Annotated in this window: 15 protein-coding genes and 2 tRNA genes; 3 read left to right on the top strand and 14 right to left on the bottom strand. The window is 63.7% G+C overall.

What is annotated here, in order from left to right; all coding sequences use genetic code 11:
• The first annotated feature begins 100 nt into the window (after positions 1-100).
• The gene (locus tag ABZN20_RS19560) at positions 101-2023 is read left to right on the top strand and encodes a putative bifunctional diguanylate cyclase/phosphodiesterase (RefSeq protein WP_367026340.1); all 1923 of its coding nucleotides are present in this window, start codon (positions 101-103) and stop codon (positions 2021-2023) included.
• A gap of 276 nt (positions 2024-2299) precedes the next feature.
• Here ABZN20_RS19560 and ABZN20_RS19555 read toward each other — a convergent pair whose 3' ends face one another.
• The 12 genes from ABZN20_RS19555 to tolQ form a co-directional block, all read right to left on the bottom strand.
• Positions 2300-2689: an exosortase system-associated protein, TIGR04073 family gene (locus ABZN20_RS19555; protein WP_218806060.1), complete on the bottom strand. Its 390-nt coding sequence runs from the start codon at positions 2687-2689 to the stop codon at positions 2300-2302.
• 777 nt (positions 2690-3466) lie between these two features.
• Positions 3467-3542: transfer RNA gene (locus ABZN20_RS19550), tRNA-Glu, on the bottom strand.
• Positions 3543-3565: 23 nt separating this feature from the next.
• Positions 3566-3641: transfer RNA gene (locus tag ABZN20_RS19545), tRNA-Ala, on the bottom strand.
• A gap of 44 nt (positions 3642-3685) precedes the next feature.
• Complete coding sequence (gltX, locus tag ABZN20_RS19540; protein WP_218806039.1) at positions 3686-5092, bottom strand: glutamate--tRNA ligase; 1407 nt, start codon at positions 5090-5092, stop codon at positions 3686-3688.
• 64 nt (positions 5093-5156) lie between these two features.
• Positions 5157-5831 (bottom strand): 7-cyano-7-deazaguanine synthase QueC, encoded by a 675-nt coding sequence (queC, locus tag ABZN20_RS19535; protein WP_423246419.1) that lies wholly within the window; start codon positions 5829-5831, stop codon positions 5157-5159.
• On the bottom strand, positions 5828-6475 hold the full coding sequence (queE, locus tag ABZN20_RS19530; RefSeq protein ID WP_218806037.1) for a 7-carboxy-7-deazaguanine synthase QueE: 648 nt from the start codon (positions 6473-6475) through the stop codon (positions 5828-5830). Before queE ends, queC begins: the two co-directional genes overlap by 4 nt.
• 5 nt (positions 6476-6480) lie before the next feature.
• Complete coding sequence (gene ybgF / locus ABZN20_RS19525; RefSeq protein ID WP_218806036.1) at positions 6481-7338, bottom strand: tol-pal system protein YbgF; 858 nt, start codon at positions 7336-7338, stop codon at positions 6481-6483.
• 4 nt (positions 7339-7342) lie between these two features.
• Positions 7343-7915, bottom strand: coding sequence for a peptidoglycan-associated lipoprotein Pal (gene pal, locus ABZN20_RS19520; RefSeq protein ID WP_367027589.1), 573 nt, complete (start codon positions 7913-7915; stop codon positions 7343-7345).
• A gap of 78 nt (positions 7916-7993) precedes the next feature.
• Positions 7994-9268: a Tol-Pal system beta propeller repeat protein TolB gene (gene tolB / locus ABZN20_RS19515; RefSeq protein ID WP_218806034.1), complete on the bottom strand. Its 1275-nt coding sequence runs from the start codon at positions 9266-9268 to the stop codon at positions 7994-7996.
• Between the two features lie 19 nt (positions 9269-9287).
• Positions 9288-11471 (bottom strand): cell envelope integrity protein TolA, encoded by a 2184-nt coding sequence (gene tolA, locus ABZN20_RS19510; RefSeq protein WP_367026339.1) that lies wholly within the window; start codon positions 11469-11471, stop codon positions 9288-9290.
• Entirely contained in the window at positions 11471-11920 is a 450-nt protein-coding gene (tolR, locus tag ABZN20_RS19505; protein WP_367026338.1) for a protein TolR, read from the bottom strand. Before tolR ends, tolA begins: the two co-directional genes overlap by 1 nt.
• On the bottom strand, positions 11917-12582 hold the full coding sequence (gene tolQ / locus ABZN20_RS19500; RefSeq protein WP_218809078.1) for a protein TolQ: 666 nt from the start codon (positions 12580-12582) through the stop codon (positions 11917-11919). Before tolQ ends, tolR begins: the two co-directional genes overlap by 4 nt.
• A gap of 295 nt (positions 12583-12877) precedes the next feature.
• Between tolQ and ABZN20_RS19495 the strand changes: the two genes are divergently transcribed.
• Positions 12878-15229: a dynamin family protein gene (locus ABZN20_RS19495; protein WP_218806031.1), complete on the top strand. Its 2352-nt coding sequence runs from the start codon at positions 12878-12880 to the stop codon at positions 15227-15229.
• A 17-nt stretch (positions 15230-15246) separates the two neighbouring features.
• The gene (locus ABZN20_RS19490; RefSeq protein ID WP_367026337.1) at positions 15247-15945 is read left to right on the top strand and encodes a hypothetical protein; all 699 of its coding nucleotides are present in this window, start codon (positions 15247-15249) and stop codon (positions 15943-15945) included.
• Positions 15946-15958: 13 nt separating this feature from the next.
• Here the strand turns inward: ABZN20_RS19490 and ybgC are convergent, their stop codons facing one another.
• Both ybgC and ruvB read right to left on the bottom strand, forming a co-directional pair.
• The gene (ybgC, locus tag ABZN20_RS19485) at positions 15959-16414 is read right to left on the bottom strand and encodes a tol-pal system-associated acyl-CoA thioesterase (RefSeq protein WP_367026336.1); all 456 of its coding nucleotides are present in this window, start codon (positions 16412-16414) and stop codon (positions 15959-15961) included.
• Positions 16407-17441, bottom strand: a complete 1035-nt coding sequence (ruvB, locus tag ABZN20_RS19480; protein WP_218806028.1) for a Holliday junction branch migration DNA helicase RuvB — start codon at positions 17439-17441, stop codon at positions 16407-16409. The genes ybgC and ruvB overlap by 8 nt, the downstream gene beginning before the upstream one ends.
• Between the last annotated feature and the right edge of the window lie 13 nt (positions 17442-17454).

Raw genomic sequence — 17454 nt, 5'->3', positions numbered from 1 at the left:
TGGAGGACGGGGCCACGAGAACAAGAACGAATCAACTCCGGATCCCCGCAGTTTCCTTACACCGGAAGCCAGGGGACAAAGCGAGAACAGGAATAAGCGGGTGACACTCATCATCATCTTGGGGAAGTACCTGTGGATAGCCGGCATTCTGGCGTCCGTAGTGATGTCCGAAGTCGTTACCGCAGCGATGGGTTTGCTCCTCAAAGGAGAAGTCACCTACGACTATCTGGCCACGGGGATGGTGGCCGCCCTCCTGGTTTCCGGGATTGTCGTTGCAGGCACCATGAAAATGGAGGAGCTGGAACGGCGCCGCCAGGAGGAAGTGGCCAAGAATCGCGCGCTCCGCGCCAGCGAGCGGCGCTACCGCACCTTGATCGAAGTCGCCAACGACGCCATCCTCGTCACCGATTCCGAGACCGGAACCCTGGTCGACTGCAACCGGCAGGCCGAAACCCTGCTGGGAATGTCCCGCAACGAAATCATCGGCCAGCACCTGAGCAATCTCCATGAAACCGGCAAAGATGCCGATGAGGCGGAAGCCGATTTTCTCGGCCGCATGCTGCGCGGCAAAACCGGAACCATCGAGCTGTCGCTGATCAGGGCCGACGGCACCACCATTCCGGTGGAAGTCAGCGGCAGCACCTTCGAAATGGATGGACGGCGCTACGTCCACGGCGCGTTCCGCGACATTACCCAACGAAGGGAAGCGGAGGACCGGATCAAGCATCTCGCCCATCACGACCCGCTCACCAACCTGCCCAATCGTATCTTCCTGCACGGACGCCTCGAACAAGCGATCGAATTCGCCCGGCGGGAGCAGAAGCAGGTCGCGGTGATGTTCATCGACCTGGACAATTTCAAGAGAATCAACGACACCCTGGGCCACCGGATCGGCGATGCGCTGCTGGAACAGGTTGCGGGGCGGCTGACCGAAAACGTGCACGGCAGCCAAGTGGTCGGACGGCTGGGCGGCGACGAGTTCATCGTCGTGATCACCGGCAACAATGTCTCGACGACCGCAACGTCCATGGCGGAGCGAATCCTGGAAAGCGTCTGCCGCCCCTATACGGTCGAGGACTATCAGTTGCACTCCGGCGCAAGCATAGGCATCGCCATTTACCCCGCCGACGGAAACAGCGCGGAGACCCTGATGAAGCACGCGGACGCCGCGATGTACCATGCCAAATCCCGGGGACGCAACACCTTCGAATTCTTCAGCCAGGCCATAAATCGCGGCGTCAGGGAACGGCTCGAAATCGAAAACGGCCTGCGCGACGCGCTGAAGCATGGAGGCTTCAAACTCCATTACCAACCCCAGATCGATCTGGCCACCGGCTCCATCTGCAGCGTCGAAGCGCTGCTGCGGTGGCGCCATCCGGTGCTCGGCGTCATCACCCCCGACCGGTTCATACCCATCGCCGAAGAGACCAAACTCATCCTGCCCTTGGGACTGTGGGTCATCGACCGGGCATGCCATCAGTTGCGAAGCTGGCGGAACGACGGCATCGCGGGAATACGCATGGCCATCAACGTTTCGGTGAAACAGTTGCAGGATGAATCGTTTTTCGAAGCCCTGGGCTCGATCGTCGAACGCCATGGCCTATCCGGCTCCGATATCGAACTCGAAATCACCGAATCCGCCATCATGGAGAATCTCGGCCGCGTTCAGGCAATATTGAAATCGCTTCAGGATTACGGAATCACGCTCTCCATCGACGATTTCGGCACCGGCTATTCCTCCTTGGGGCGACTCAAACTACTGCCCATCCAAAGCCTCAAAATCGACCGCTCCTTCGTTCAGGACATCGAAACCGATCACGGCAACGCCAAGATTTGCGACGGCATCATCGCGCTCGGCCACAGCCTTGGACTGAAAATCATCGCCGAAGGCGTGGAAACGGAAGCCCAAAAAGGCCTGCTGCAAAACTCGGGCTGCGATGCGATTCAAGGTTTCCTGATCGCCAAGCCGCTGCCCGCGGACGATGTCGCGAAACTCATTGCACAAGTAAACGGAATCAATTGAATCGACATGTTTTTGAGAGTCAGTGGCGCCGCATCCTGAAAGGAGTGCACACTCGCCATTTCGGCTGTCATGAAGTCGATCATGACGCGGTTTTCACCCCAAATTCGATGATGTGAAGTTCTTCGGCCCACCAGTTCCCACTGGCCGCGCAGGACCTTCGCGACATGCTCAGGATGCAGTGCCGCGAAGGCTCGATGACGAATCACCTCGTCCTGTCTCCGCGATTTCGCCCAGACCTCCGGACCAGCACGGCGGGAAGGCCGACCGTGCTCTTCGTCATTTCGAGGATCGCCGCTTGGATGGCTCGAAATAGCCGTATTGTGTCTCCTGGTCAAATCGATCCCAGACATACGTGGGATCGCTCAGCGGAGCCGTGGGGATGAGAAAAGTCACCAGATCGAAGGCACCGGACAACGTCCGGCCGAGGGTGTGGCCAAGACCTTTCACGAATCCAAAGGGAATGAATGCCGGACCATCATGGCTTGCCGCAATACCTACTCCTTTTACCATTTCGACCCATCCGAGGGAGGCATTGGCCAGACCTCGTCCGAATTTGTCTCCGACATCGCCGGCATAACCGGCCCATTCGTCGCCATAAGACTCGATCGACGTCGATCCGAGAGCCAGAACGAGTATTGCGGCACGCACAGCGTCATAGAGTTTCATGATTTCGATCCTCATGTTGGCTTGGTTAGGCGCCCCATTGTGGAGCGAAGCCCGATGACTGCTCAAGCACTTTCCCGCGCCGCGCTGCTTTCGTACGACGATGGGGGATGGGCAGGGTATTTCACGAGGAGGACTGCCGGGATCGCAACGACAGCCGACCATGATGCCGGCCGATCAGCAGATTTTGGAGTCTTGAAGAGGTGTTGTCGCGGCTACTCCGTTTGCGGGCCGGGCACGCCCCTTGCGGAACGACCGGGTTCGAGGTGGCTTCCCCGTAGTCCGGCTGAAGCAAGCTCACAGGGCTTTTTCATTTCCGTTATCCCGCCGACATCATTTTGTAAACGAGGCGCGGTAAACTGTGCGATCGCCACGCCTAGGTCATCGGCAACCGAAAACGGTGGCCCTTCCTCATTTCGTCCACCGCTGGCGTGGCGCCTCGAGGATACGTGAAGTGAAAACGCCTCCTTCGCAGGAAGGGAATCCGGAGAGAGGCGTAAGATTTCGACTCAATATCACTTGGCTACGCCGACGAGCTATCGAATAGCTGTCGCGCCGGAGGAACTTCCCCCTGCCCCCTTTTGGCAGAGCCGTGGCGTCCTGCCTCGACAAGGGTCTTAGCGCACCACACGGTGTCACGCCAGCACCGTTCAAGCCGGTCCACGAGCAAATAAGTTGGCGGATGAAGAGAGGGAGACGGGAGGGGATGCACACCAAAAATCATGCCGCAGGCGTGATTTCCGTACCATCGCTGCCGCGAATCGCAAGCCATTGATTTCATGGCGTCCCCAGGGGGATTCGAACCCCCGTCGCCGCCGTGAAAGGGCGGTGTCCTGGGCCTCTAGACGATGGGGACAGGACTGACTTCTAACTTTGAGTTGGTGGAGCCAGGGAGGATCGAACTCCCGACCTCAACAATGCCATTGTTGCGCTCTCCCAGCTGAGCTATGGCCCCAACCGAAGTTGAGCGACCATTATACGGTTGTTCCAAACACCTGTCTAGTCTTTTTTCGCTTCGATATATTGCAAAGCCCGGTCGATCCGGGCCAGGGTACGCAACTGGCCCAGCAAATGAAGGGTCACGTCCATGGGCGGCGATACCGCAGTGCCGGCCACGGCGACCCGCAGGGGCTGGGCAACGGCCCCGAGCTTCAGCCCCAGATCCTCCGCCGTGGACACAAGCACTGCGTGCAGGGGCTCCTTCTCCCATGCAGGGACACCGGCCAGCCGGCGCCGCAGTTCTTCCAGCGCCGGTACGCTGGCTGCGGTCAGGTTCTTCTGGGCGGATTTGGGGTCGTAATCGTCGAAGTCCCGGTAAAGGAACCGGCTGGCCTGAGCCATCTCCACCAGGGTCTTGCAGCGTTCGCGCTGGGCCAGCACCACATCGACGGGATCCGGCCCCTCGGTCGGATCGATATCCAGCCGCCCCAGATGCCATCGCAGATGGTGGGCGACGTGGGCGGGATCGGAATGCATCAGGTAATGGTGGTTCAGCCAGAGCAGCTTGTCCGGGTTGAAGGTGGATGCCGAGTGGTTGATGTCGGTTGCCTCGAAGTACTCGATCATCTCGTCGATCGAGAAAATTTCCTGGTCGCCGTAGGACCAGCCCAGACGGACCAGGTAATTGAGCAAGGCTTCCGGCAGATAGCCTTCGTCGCGGTATTGCATCACGCTGACCGCACCGTGGCGCTTCGACAACCGCGCACCGTCGGCGCCGAGGATCATCGGCACATGGCCGTAGTGAGGCAGTTCGGCACCCAGAGCCTTGAGGATGTTGATCTGGCGTGGGGTGTTGTTGACATGATCGTCCCCGCGGATGACGTGGGACACCTTCATGTCGAGGTCATCCACCACCACGGTGAAATTGTAGGTCGGGGTGCCGTCCGAGCGGGCGATGATCAGGTCGTCGAGTTCGCCGTTCTGGAAGGCGATGCGCCCCCGCACCAGATCGTCCCAGGCCACCTCCCCTTCGGTCGGATTTCTGAAGCGGATCACCGGAGACACGCCCGGCCTGGGCTCGGTACGATGGCGGCAGCGGCCGTCGTAACGCGGCTTTTCCTTGCGCTCCATCTGCCCTGCCCTCAGTTCGTCCAGCTCCTCCTTGGTGCAGTAGCAGCGGTAGGCATGCCCCTCCTCCAGCAACTGTTCCATCACCTCCCGATAGCGGTCGAAGCGATGGGTCTGGTAAAACGGCCCCTCGTCGTATTCCAACCCCAGCCAGGTCATGCCTTCGAGGATGGCGTTCACCGATTCGACCGTGGAACGCTCCAGGTCGGTGTCCTCGATGCGCAGGATGAAGGTGCCGCCGTGCTTGCGGGCGTACAGCCAGGAAAATAGCGCGGTGCGGACGCCGCCGATATGCAGGTGGCCGGTCGGACTGGGTGCGAAACGTGTGCGGTGGGTCATCCCTAGAACCTGATGGGTGAGCGGTAAATCGACAAAAGCGCCAATGATACCAGGGCGGGCGGCCTCAAGGGCGATAACGGGTCGGATCGGCAAGGCCGGCCTGCTCGAACCCTTGGCGACGCAGACGGCAGGAGTCGCAGACGCCACAGGCGCGGCCGTCGGCATCGGCCGCATAACAGGAGACGGTCTGGGCGTAATCGACGCCGAGCGCGGTGCCGGTGCGGATGATGTCGGCCTTGGATAGATCGATCAGCGGCGTGTGAATCCGGAACCGCCCGCCGTCGACACCGGCCTTGGTCGCCAGATTGGCGAGTCGCTCGAAGGCCCGGATGAATTCCGGCCGGCAATCCGGGTAGCCGGAATAGTCCACGGCATTGACGCCGATGAAGATGTCCAGCGCGCCCAGCACCTCGGCCCAGCCCAGCGCGAAGGAAAGGAACACGGTATTGCGGGCGGGAACGTAAGTGACCGGGATCCCGTTCTGCGGATGATCGGGTACGGCGATGCTCAAGTCCGTCAGCGCCGATCCGCCGATGGCGTCGAGGCCGATGTGTACGGTCTTGTGCTCGACGGCCCCCAGGGCTTGGGCGACGCGCCGTGCGGCCTGCAGTTCGGCGCCGTGCCGCTGGCCGTAATCGAAGCTCATGGCATGGCAGGCGAAACCCTCGCGCCGGGCGATCGCCAGCGTGGTGGCGGAATCGAGTCCGCCCGACAACAAGACTACGGCGGGTTTCATCATCGCCCCGGACCGTCGCCCCAAAGCAGCTTGTGCAACTGGAGCTGGAATCGAACCGGCAGCCGGTCCCGCAGGATCCATTCGGCGAGCCGCGCCGGATCGAGCGCGCCGGCCACCGGGGAAAAAAGAATTTCGCAACGCTCCGCGAGCCGGTATTCGTCAAGCTTGGCCAAGGCCCAATCGTAATCGGACCGGTCGGTGATCACGAACTTGATCTGGTCGCCTTTGCGGAGCGCGTCGACGTTTGCATAAAGGTTGCGGGAAACTTCGCCCGAGCCCGGCGTCTTCAGGTCGACCACCCGCACCACGCGCGGGTCCACCGCCGAGACGTCATGCGCGCCGCCGGTCTCCAGCGACACCTCGTAGCCTTCGTCGCACAGGGCGGCAAGCAGCGGCAGACAGGCCTTCTGGGCCAGCGGCTCGCCGCCCGTCACCGTCACATGGCGTGCGCCGTAGCCGCCGACCCGTTCGACGATTTCGGCGATACTCATGCGCTCACCGCCGCTGAAGGCATAAGCCGTGTCGCAGTAGGAGCAGCGGAGGGGACAGCCGGTGAGGCGGACGAACACGGTCGGCAGGCCGACCGTGCGGGTTTCGCCCTGGAGCGAAAAGAAGATTTCGGTGATGCGGACGAGGGTTTCTGTCACGAGGTTCAGCGCTTCTCCTGCTGCATCTTCTGAAGCCGTTTCTCGGCCTGCTTCGCCGCGCTAGACCCTGGATAGCGCTTGATGACGTCGTTCAGCATCTGCTTGGCGCTGGCCGCCTGGCCGGTATCGGATTCGATGTAGGCCAGCTTCAGCGCCGCGTCCGAAACCTTGGCGCTTTGCGGAAAATTCCTGATCAGCTTCTGAAAGGCGTCCTTCGCGCTGTTGAAGTCGCGGTTGACGTAATATGCCTCGCCCAGCCAGTACTGGCCGTTGTCGGCGTAGTCGCCGCTGGGATAGCGGGCGGTGAAGCTCTTGAACTCCTTGATCGCTTCGGCGTATCTGCCGTCCTTGAGCGTCCCGAAGGCCTTCTGATACGCGGCTTCCCGGGCCGCGCCATCGGCCGCGGGGGGAGGCGCGACTGGCCTGCTCGGCGGCGCGGGGGCCGGTGTCGCGACCGCGGTTCGGGTTTCGCCGCCACTCCCGGCATCCTCGGCTCCGGCACCCTGGGCATCCGCCGCGGCGCCGTCAGGCGACGCGGCCGGCGGGACGCCGCCGCTTTGCCGAAGCCGCTGGTCCAGATCCGTGTACATGGCCTGCTGCTGGTTCTTCAGCGTCTCCAGCTTGTGGTTGACCTCTTCGAGTTGGCCGCGGGTCTTGGCCAACTCCCGCTGCAGGCGCTCGATCTGTGCGTTAAGGTCCATCAACACTTGGCCGGAGAGCTTCTTTTCCAGCTTCGCGACGCGCTCGTCCAAGGTCTCCGCGCCGTAACCGCCGGCATCATAGCCGCCGTAGCCCTGCTCCGCCCGAACCGGAACGGCCAGCGACAGTCCGCAAAGAATGAACAGAACGGGTATGGGCTTCATCGGATCAGTTTCCCGGGTAGACGATTTCGACACGGCGATTCTTGGCCCAGGCCGACTCTCCGTAGCCGAGGTCCGCGGGCTTCTCCTCGCCGAAACTCACGATCTGCATCTGGCCGTCGCTCGCACCCTGGAAGCGCATGGTGTTGGCAATGGAGCGCGCCCGCTGTTCGCCCAGGGCGATGTTGTACTCGGGCGATCCGCGTTCGTCGCAATGCCCCTCCAGCGTCACCGTGGCGTTGGGATGCGAGGCCAGATAAGCGGCATGGGCGTTGACGACCGGCACGTACTCGGGCAGAACCTCGCTGCTGTCGTAGCCGAAATAAATCACCCGCTTATATAGCGGGCTGGAAGGATCGTTCAACGCGGGATCGGCCGCGCCGCCGCTGCCGTATGCACCGCTGCCTCCATAGGCGCCGCCGGTTCCGCCGTACGCCTTGCCGGTCCCGCCGCCCGCGCCGTACTTGCCGATCTGGGGTCCGCCCGGACCGCCGCCCTCCAGGCCCACGCCGGCCGTATCGTCCGGCTTGACCTCTTCCGTCTTGGAGCATCCCACCATCAGCAGCGATGCCGCAACCATAGTCACCAAACCCGTTCTAATGCACTTCATATTGCCTACCTTTCCAAATCTCGAGATTTAAGGCCGCATCCGCCGCGATCAAGGCGACCACGCCGGCTCCCGCACGGCGCCGCCCTCGATCCGGAGGCTCTGGCGGACCTTGCCGTCGATCGAAACCGCCGCCAGTTGGCCCCGACGCGCCGCATACAGAATCATGCTGCCATTGGGAGCGAAGCCGGGGGATTCGTCCAGAGGACCGCTGGTCAAAACCCGGACCGCACGGCTGGCCAGGTCCATGACCGCGATCCGGTAATCGCCGCCTTTGCCGTGCACCATGGCGAGGCTGCGCCCGTCCGGCGAGAACACGCCGCGGGCGTTGTAATCCCCGTCGTAGGTCAGCCGCTCGGCCGCTCCGCCGCTTGCCGACACCAGATACAGTTGGGGCTTGCCGCCGCGGTCGGAGGTGAACACGATGGAGCGGCCGTCCCGGGACCAGTTCGGCTCGGTGTCGATCCCGCTGTAGTCGGTGATCTTGTTGAGCCCGCCCGATCCCAGGTTCATGACGTAGATATCGGGATTGCCGCCCTTCGACAGGGTCAGCGCCAGCCGCGATCCGTCCGGAGAGAACGCCGGGGCGCCGTTGATGCCCGGAGCGTCCGACACCTTGCGGCGCTCGCCGGTCGCCAGCGTCTGGACGTAGATCGCAGAAGTCCGGCTTTCGAACGAAACGTAAGCGATCTTCGTGCCGTCGGGCGACCATGCCGGCGACATGATCGGCTCGTTGGAGGCGATGACGCTCTGCGGGTTGTAGCCGTCCGTGTCGGCCACCTGCAAGTTGTAGCGCCGGTTGGCGCCTTCTCCCGACACCGTGACGTAAGCGACGCGAGTGGCGAACGCGCCGGGCTCGCCGGTGATCGCCTTGTAGATCACGTCGGCAATCCGATGGGCCGCCTGGCGGGTTTCGGTCCGGCCGAAGGGCAGCCTGTAGCTGATTACCAGCGTGCCGCGGATGACGTCGACGACATGGAAATCGGCTTCGTAGCCACCGCCGGCCGGCTGGACCTGCCCCACCACGACGAAATCCTGGCCCAAAGCCTGCCATGCCGCCTGTTGAATCTGGTCCGGCGCAGTCGGCCGCTCCCGCATGGCGCTTTCCGCCAGCGTCCTGAATCGCCCGCTGCGCTGCAGGTCGGCGGAGACGATCTGGCTGAGGGAGTCACTCAAGCTTCCCTGGTTGGCGAACGGAACGATGGCTACCGGAATCGCCCCCTCCACGCCTTGGCTGATCTGAACCTGGAGTTCCGCCAGGACCGGCCCCGCGGCGAAAAGCAACAGGAACGAAATCCAACGGGCGATCGCACGCGCCTTGTTCATGCTTTGTACCTTGACTCGACTAGCCGGAAGGATCGAATTTGAACGTGAAAGACCGGAGTTCCGCGGCGACCTTGGGATCGGACGGCATGGGCAGGGGGGACGCCTTTTTCACCGCGCTTTCCGCGGAACGGTCGAAAGCGGCTTCGCCGCTGCTCTTGACCACTCGGGCCTCGACGACCGTTCCATCCCCAAGCGTTCGTACCTGGATTATACAGGACAGGCCGGCTCTGGCGGCAGGCGGCTTGAGCCACAAGCCCTCCACGCGGGGCTTGATGTAACGGTTCGCCCATTTGTTCGCTTCCCGCTCGGCCATTTCCTTGCGTTCGTTGTTCATCCGCTCGTCGAGTTCGGCCTTGCGCCGGGCATCTTCCGCCGCCTTTTTCCGCGCCTCGACCGCCGCCATGGCTTTGGCTTCTTCTTCCATTTCCCTTCTGGCTTCTGCCACGGCTCTGGCCTTGGCCTCTTCCGCCGCCTTGCGCCTTGCTTCCGCCTCGGCCTGTTTGCGCGCTTCATCAGCCGCCTTTTTCTTGGCTTCCGCCGCGGCCTTGGCTTTCGCCTCCTCCACCGCTTTGCGCCGGGCCTCGGCTTGCGCCCTTGCCTCCTCCTCCGCCTTTTTCTTGGCTGCGGCCTGCGCGGCCGCCCTGGCTTCCTCGGCAGCCTTCTCTTTCGCTTGGGCTTCGGCCTTCTCCCGCGCGGCTTCGGCGGCTTTCCGCTTCGCCTCGGCTTCCGCCGCGGCCTTGGCTTTCGCCTCCTCCGCCGCTTTGCGCCGGGCCTCGGCCTCGGCTTGCGCCCTCGCCTCCTCCTCCGCCTTCTTCTTGGCTGCGGCCTGCGCGGCCGCCCTGGCCCTGGCTTCCTCGGCAGCCTTCTCTTTCACTTGGGCTTCGGCCTTCTCCCGCGCGGCTTCGGCGGCTTTCCGCTTCGCCTCGGCTTCCGCCGCGGCCTTGGCTTTCGCTTCCTCCGCCGCTTTGCGCCGGGCCTCGGCCTCGGCTTGCGCTCTCGCCTCCTCCTCCGCCTTCTTCTTGGCTGCGGCCTGCGCGGCCGCCCTGGCCCTGGCTTCCTCGGCAGCCTTCTCTTTCGCTTGGGCTTCGGCCTTCTCCCGCGCGGCTTCGGCGGCTTTCCGCTTCGCCTCGGCTTCCGCCGCGGCCTTGGCTTTCGCTTCCTCCGCCGCTTTGCGCCGGGCCTCGGCCTCGGCTTGCGCCCTCGCCTCCTCCTCCGCCTTCTTCTTGGCTGCGGCCTGCGCGGCCGCCCTGGCCCTGGCTTCCTCGGCAGCCTTCTCTTTCGCTTGGGCTTCGGCCTTCTCCCGCGCGGCTTCGGCGGCTTTCCGCTTCGCCTCGGCTTCCGCCGCGGCCTTGGCTTTCGCTTCCTCCGCCGCTTTGCGCCGGGCCTCGGCCTCGGCTTGCGCCCTCGCCTCCTCCTCCGCCTTCTTCTTGGCTGCGGCCTGCGCGGCCGCCCTGGCCCTGGCTTCCTCGGCAGCCTTCTCTTTCGCTTGGGCTTCGGCCTTCTCCCGCGCGGCTTCGGCGGCTTTCCGCTTCGCCTCGGCTTCCGCCGCGGCCTTGGCTTTCGCTTCCTCCGCCGCTTTGCGCCGGGCCTCGGCCTCGGCCGCCGCCTTGGCTCTCGATTCCGCCGCGGCTTTCTCCCGCGCTTCGGTCTCCGCTTTCTCGCGAGCTTCAGCGGCTTTGCGGCGCGTTTCCGCCTCGGCCTTTTCGCGAGCTGCCTCCGCTGCCCTTTCCTTCGCCGCCGCCTCCGCTTTCTTTCTCTGTTCGTCCTTCCGCGTCTGCTCGGCAAGCTTCTTGGCTTCCATCTGCCGCCGGCTCTCTTCGGCGGCTTTCTCGGCCTCGCGCCGTTCCGCGTCGAGCCGCTTCTGTTCGGCAATGCGCTGGCGCTCGGCCTCCCCGCGTTCGGCCTCGATTTGCTGAGCGTGCCGGGACTCTTCCGGATTCGGGGTTGGAACGGGCCCGGGCGGCTCAGGTTCGGGTTCCGGCCCCGTTTCGGCCGGCGGAGCCGTTTCGGCCTTCAGCCGTTCCGCCTCGGCGGCGATACGGGGATCGTCGAGGACCACCGCCTCGATGATTTCGGGCTGGGGCGCCTCGGCCGATCGTTGCGACGATTCGAACTTCAGCGCGAACAGGACCAGCAGAACGATGTGGAGCACCAGCGCCAGCGCGAACGGCCCGCGCAGGCTGCGGAGACGGGGATCGGCCATCAATCTTCGACGGGACTCGTCATCAGTCCGACCTGAGATACGCCGGAATTCTTGAGCGCGGCCATCACGGTGATCACCCGCCCGTAATCCACGGCTTGGTCGCCCCGGATCAGGACGGCGGTGCGGTCCTTATCGCTCTTCTCAGCCAGGGCGCGCGTCACCTTCTCGATCAAGCCGGGCACATCGACCGGAACGTCCTCCTGGTTGGTCGCATCCAGGTAGAGCTGGCCGTCCTTGTCGATGGTGACGATGATCGGCTTGTCCTGATTCGGGTCGATCGCCCTCGCCTCGGCCTTGGGCAGGTCGACGTCGACGCCGGATTGGAGCATCGGTGCGGTCACCATGAAGATGATGAGCAGCACCAGCGAGACGTCGATGTAGGGTACGACGTTGATTTCGGCCATGGGACGGCGGCGGCTGCCGCGTCCGGCTCCGGTCGAGACGTTCATTTGGTGTGTGCCTGCCGGTGCAGCAGGCTCAGGAATTCCTCGGTGAAGGACTCGTAGCGGTTCGCCAGCCGGGAGATGTTGGTGGAATACCGGTTGTATGCGATCACCGCCGGGATCGCCGCGAACAGGCCCATCGCCGTCGCGACGAGCGCCTCGGAGATGCCCGGCGCCACCATCGCCAGGGTCGCCTGCTTGACCGAGCCCAGCGAACGGAAGGAGTTCATGATGCCCCAGACGGTGCCGAACAGGCCGATGTACGGGCTGGTCGATCCCACGGTGGCAAGGAACGGCAGCCTTTCGTCCAGCTTGTCCAGCTCCCGGTTGAGCGCCACGCGCATGGCCCGCTGGGTGCCCTCCATCACCGCCTCCGGCATGATGCCGCTCTGCTGCCGCAGGCGGCCGAACTCCTTGAAACCCGCCAGAAAGATGAGTTCCATGCCGCCGCAGTCGTCGCTTTCCGTGGCCAGCTGGCGGTACAGATCGGCCAGGTCGATGCCGGACCAGAAACGGTCTTCGAAAGCCAGGGAGGTCTGTTCGGCGCGCCGGATCTCGCGGTACTTGCCGAAAATGAACGTCCAGGAGATCACGGATGCCGCGATCAGAATGAACATGACGATCTGGACGACCGCGCTGGCTTCCTTGATCAGGGTAATAATCGACAGCTCAGAATTCATTTTTGCTCTGAGAGTTAAGGTAGATGAACGGCTGAAAATCGAGGGACCGGCATGCGGCTCAAGAAGGTGACCGGCGGATTTTGCATTCCGGATGCCGGGTAGTTTATGAAATACCGGCCAAGCCTATCAAGCCGCGGGAACCACGGCGGGGGAAGCCGGCGAACCGGCCGGATTGGTTCACTAGCCTTAGATGTTAAAATGCGGCAGCCCGATATTCATCAATTCGTCACCCGGCCCGCCCGTCAGCCGCCTGCCACGAGGACCCTCTTTGGAAACCCATGCAATGAAAGAGCCGGACTACAGCCTTTACGTCAAGGCGTTCACCCGCTTGTTCGAAGCTTACGACGCCGCCGCACCTTACCTCGGCCTCACCGACGACTTCAAATACTACGTCAACCGCAAGCGGACCTGGCTGGAACGGCTGAAGTCGCCGGAGTTCCCGGTCGCATTCCTGGGGGCGTTCTCGGCCGGCAAGAGCACGATCATCAACGCCGTGCTCGGCAACGACATCCTGCCGCAGGCCACCAAGTCCTTCACAGCCATCCCCACCCTCATCCGCAAAGGCAAGAGCGCCAAGGCCGTCATCCATTATCTGGACGAGAACGAGCGGGAAGAACTGAAGAACCTGTATGTCGAGGAGATTTCCAAGGAGCTCCGCAAGAGCTGCGACGCCTACCGCAGCCTGAGCCGGGGCGAGCTGCTGAGCCAGCTCGGCCGGGACATCGAGCAGCACAAGGGGCAGTTCGGGTCGTTCAACAAGCAGAAGTTCTTCGACGAGTTGAAAGCCCTCGTCCACGGCTGGAGCAAGCTCAGCGGCGCGGAAAAGGAAATCGCCCTGGAGGAGCTGCCGAGCTACGTCACCGAAGACTACGAGGACGTGCTTTTCGTCAATCAGGCGGAAATCTTCCTCACGGACGTCAGCATCCCTGAAAACGTGGTGCTGGTGGACCTGCCGGGGCTGGGGGTGGTCAATCCGCGCCACCGCAAGGTGACCAAATCCTACGTGGAAAACGACGCCAAGGCTTTCGTCATCGCCATGAAGGTGTTCCACCTGCTGGAGGGCGAGGAAATCGAGCTGCTGGCCGAGATCCACAGCCAGCGCAAGCGCGTGCTGCAGCGGGCGTTCTGGGTGATCAACCAGTGGGACGTGCTGAGCGCTCAGCAAAAGAAGGAAGAGCAGGTCAACTTCGGCCAGAAGATCGACCGCTACGGTTTCCACATCGCCAAGGATCGCGTGTTCCGGGTCTCGGCGCTCAACTACCTGCTGCTGAAACTGATTCAGGACGGCCGCCTGGAGCAGAGCGTCAGCCTCCGCGAACATGCGGACGCCCTCCAGAAAGCGCTCGGCAAGATTCCCGAACGCCACGAAGCCGAGCGCCACCTCAAGTCGCTCGAAGAAGCCAAGAGTTTCGCCGCTTTCCGCAGCAGCCTGTTCGACTACCTCGCACATACGGCCCGCGCCGAATTCCTCGACGAAGCCCGCAGCGAGTACATGGATCTGGCGAAAAGGCTGCGCGAACACCTGGAACCCCTCCACCAGACTTACCTCAACACGAGCGACGACAGCATGAAAAACACCTTCATCGCCAGTGAGTTGTCGCGCCGCCAGGACGAAGTCCTGCGGCGCCTGCGTTCCACGGTCGAAGAGCACGTCAAGGCGTTGCGGACCGAGGTGCTGCCCGAGTTCGTGTTCTGGCGCGACGAGGACCAGGAACAACTGGGCCAGCAGATCACCCATGCGATCGACACCCTGGACCGCAAGGCGCTCAAGAACGAGCTGCTGAAGGGACTGGACCTGCACAGCGTGGTCAGCCGCCTGCCGCACAAAATCGAGGAAAAGCTGCACATCCAGCACACCTTCCGCTGCCAACTGCAACAATTGCTGGAGGAGCAGATGGTGCGCCGCCATCTGGCGCAATTGCTCGAAGACATCGCCGCCACCGACGCCCTGCCGCCCGAAGTGCTGACGGTGCTGCAGGACCGGCTGAACGGCCGCGACATGCTCAACCGGCTGAAGGGGATGTGCGACGTGTTTCTGTTCGAATACGGCGAGGTCATCGACGATCTCGGCCGCGACATCATGGCCCAAGCGGCCGGCGATGCCGGCCGCAGAAGGGACGACATCCTGGAACAGGTGCAGAAAAACGCCGACCGCGCGTTGGAAATCGCCAGAAACCTGCATCTGATCGGCCCCGGCGAGGGAGCGCAGCAAATGCTAGCCCTCGGTCTGGACAAGCTGCGTCGAATTCAGGACAGCCTGGCCGACTCGAAGAGCAGCGAAGCTGCAAGCGCGCCTGTGCAGCTCGCGGCCGCAACGATCCGGGGAGACGAGATCGACCGCGCCCTGGACTGCTACAAGGCCGGCCTGCTCGAATATACCCGCCGGCAGCAGGTACAGATCAACAAGTTCGCGCGGCGGGGCATCAAGAACTATTTCGAAGAGCTGGAAGGCGAACTGCTGGGCTATTTCGACTCCATCAAGGGCGAAATCGCCAAGACCATCATGAAACAGCTCACTCGCGACCTCGACGCCGAACTCAAGGCCGAACTGGACAAGCAGCGGACCGTCCGCGACGCCTACGCGATCGTGACGTCCGCCGTCGGACCGGAGCGGCGCTCGGTCGAGGGCCCCTGAAAAGACATCCCCGCCGCATGAGAAAGTGGGCCTGGGCCGGGGTGCTCGCGGCCGCCTGCGCCGGCTGCGGAACCGAACGGGCCTGGATCTACCGACCCGAGCCGGCTGCGGCACGCAGCCCCCTGCTGGTTCTGACGGTTGCGGTGCCGCCCTTCCGGGATCTCCGCGCCAACGCCAACACGGACGAACTGATGAATTACGCCATGCCCATCTTCCCGTTCGGCTGGCAGAACCTCTCCCACCCGGAGTACGCGCAAAGGCACGCGAGCACGGGCGCATGGCGGTGGAAACCGGACGAGGACCTGGCCCGGGCCGCCGTGGCGGAAATCGACCGGGCCCGGATATTCAAACGGGTGGCTTTCAGCCGGAACGGCGGCGAAGCCGACCTCAGGCTCGAAGGCACGGTGAAATCGACCCAGTACCATTCGAAGACCTTCAGCTACGGGCTGTCGGTCTTCGGTCCGCTGTTCTGGGTCTTGGGCACGCCATCGGACAGCTTCGACAACGAACTCGTCCTCGGCTTCAGGCTCGTCGAAAGCGGCAACGGCAAGGTCCTGTGGGAAAAGGAATACGCCCGGCAGACCGGCGAGACGAGCTGGATCTACGATGTGCGGGACGACTTCAGGTATCCCGAACTCGCCAAGGCCATCCTCCGGCAACTTTCGGACGACCTGGCGGACCTCAGCGGACGCGGGTTGCCGGCGGCTGAAAAATAACTCAACCGAAATTTCAGCCTTCGTCCCGCAACCGTTTCATGACGACATCCGGCACGGCTTGCGGCCGGAAACTGTCGGCGGCCAGACAGACGATCCGCACCCGCCCCTCGCACAGCGTGGCATCCTCCCGCATCACCCGCTGCACGAAACCGAAGCTCGCCGGCCGCGCTTCGACCAGCTCCGCGCTGACCAGCAAGGCATCGTTGAACCGGGCCGGCTTCAGGTATTCGGCCTGCACCGAGCGTACGGCGAAAACCACCCCCAGCTCCTCGCGCAACCTGTCCTGCTCGAAGCCCAAGGCCCGTAGCCATTCGGTACGGGCACGCTCCATGAATTTCAGATAGTTGGCGTAATACACCACGCCGCCGGCGTCGGTGTCCTCGTAGTAGACCCGCACCGGCCAGACGAACGGTTCGACTACGCTCACCGCGAGCGGATCGACTGTGCTCACCGCAAGCGCTTCACTCATCGCCGAACAGCTCTTCGTTGAGGCTCGCCCGCTGCGGCGGCTTCAGTCCGAAATGGAGGTAGGCGTTGCGCGTGGCGATGCGGCCGCGGGGGGTGCGCATGATGAAGCCCTGCTGGATCAGGTAGGGCTCCAGCACGTCCTCGATGGTGCCGCGCTCCTCACCGATCGCCGCGGCCAGGTTGTCCAGGCCGACGGGCCCCCCATCGAATTTTTCCATCATCGTCAGCAGCAGACGGCGGTCCGACTGGTCGAAGCCGTTCGGGTCCACGTCGAGCATTTCCAGCGCCTTCCCCGCCACCTCACCGGTGATCCGCCCGTCCGCCATGACCTGGGCGAAGTCGCGGACCCGCCGCAGCAGGCGGTTGGCGATACGCGGGGTGCCGCGGGAACGGCGCGCCACCTCCACCGCGCCTTCCGGCGTGATCTCGCTGCCCAGGATGCGGGCCGAGCGGGCGACGATCCTGCCCAACTCCTCGACGCTGTAGAACTCCAGCCGGTGCACGATGCCGAAACGGTCGCGCAGGGGCGAGGTCAGGAGCCCGGCGCGGGTGGTGGCGCCGACCAGGGTGAACGGCGGCAGATCGAGCTTGATCGAACGGGCGGCGGGGCCTTCGCCGATCATGATGTCGATCTGGTAGTCCTCCATCGCGGGATACAGCACCTCTTCCACCACCGCGCCGAGACGATGGATTTCGTCGATGAACAGCACGTCGCGCGGTTCGAGATTGGTCAACAGCGCCGCCAGGTCGCCGGCCTTCTCCAACACCGGGCCGGAGGTGTGACGCACGTTGACGCCCAGCTCGTTGGCGATGATGTTGGCCAGGGTGGTCTTGCCCAGCCCCGGCGGGCCGAAGATCAGCACATGATCCAGCGCCTCGCCGCGCCCCAGCGCCGCCTGGATGAAGATGGACATCTGCTCGCGCATGGCGCGCTGGCCGACGTAATCCTCCAGCCGCTTGGGCCGGATGGCGCGGTCGATGGCCTCCTCGTCCCACTGTCCCGCCGCACTCACCAGCCGCTGCGTCATCGATCGGGCTCCT

This window comes from Methylococcus sp. ANG (assembly GCF_040730495.1).
Classification (GTDB): Bacteria; Pseudomonadota; Gammaproteobacteria; order Methylococcales; family Methylococcaceae; genus Methylococcus.
The sequence above is the reverse complement of the archived record's forward strand: the minus strand, read 5'-3'. Positions and strand labels throughout refer to the sequence as shown.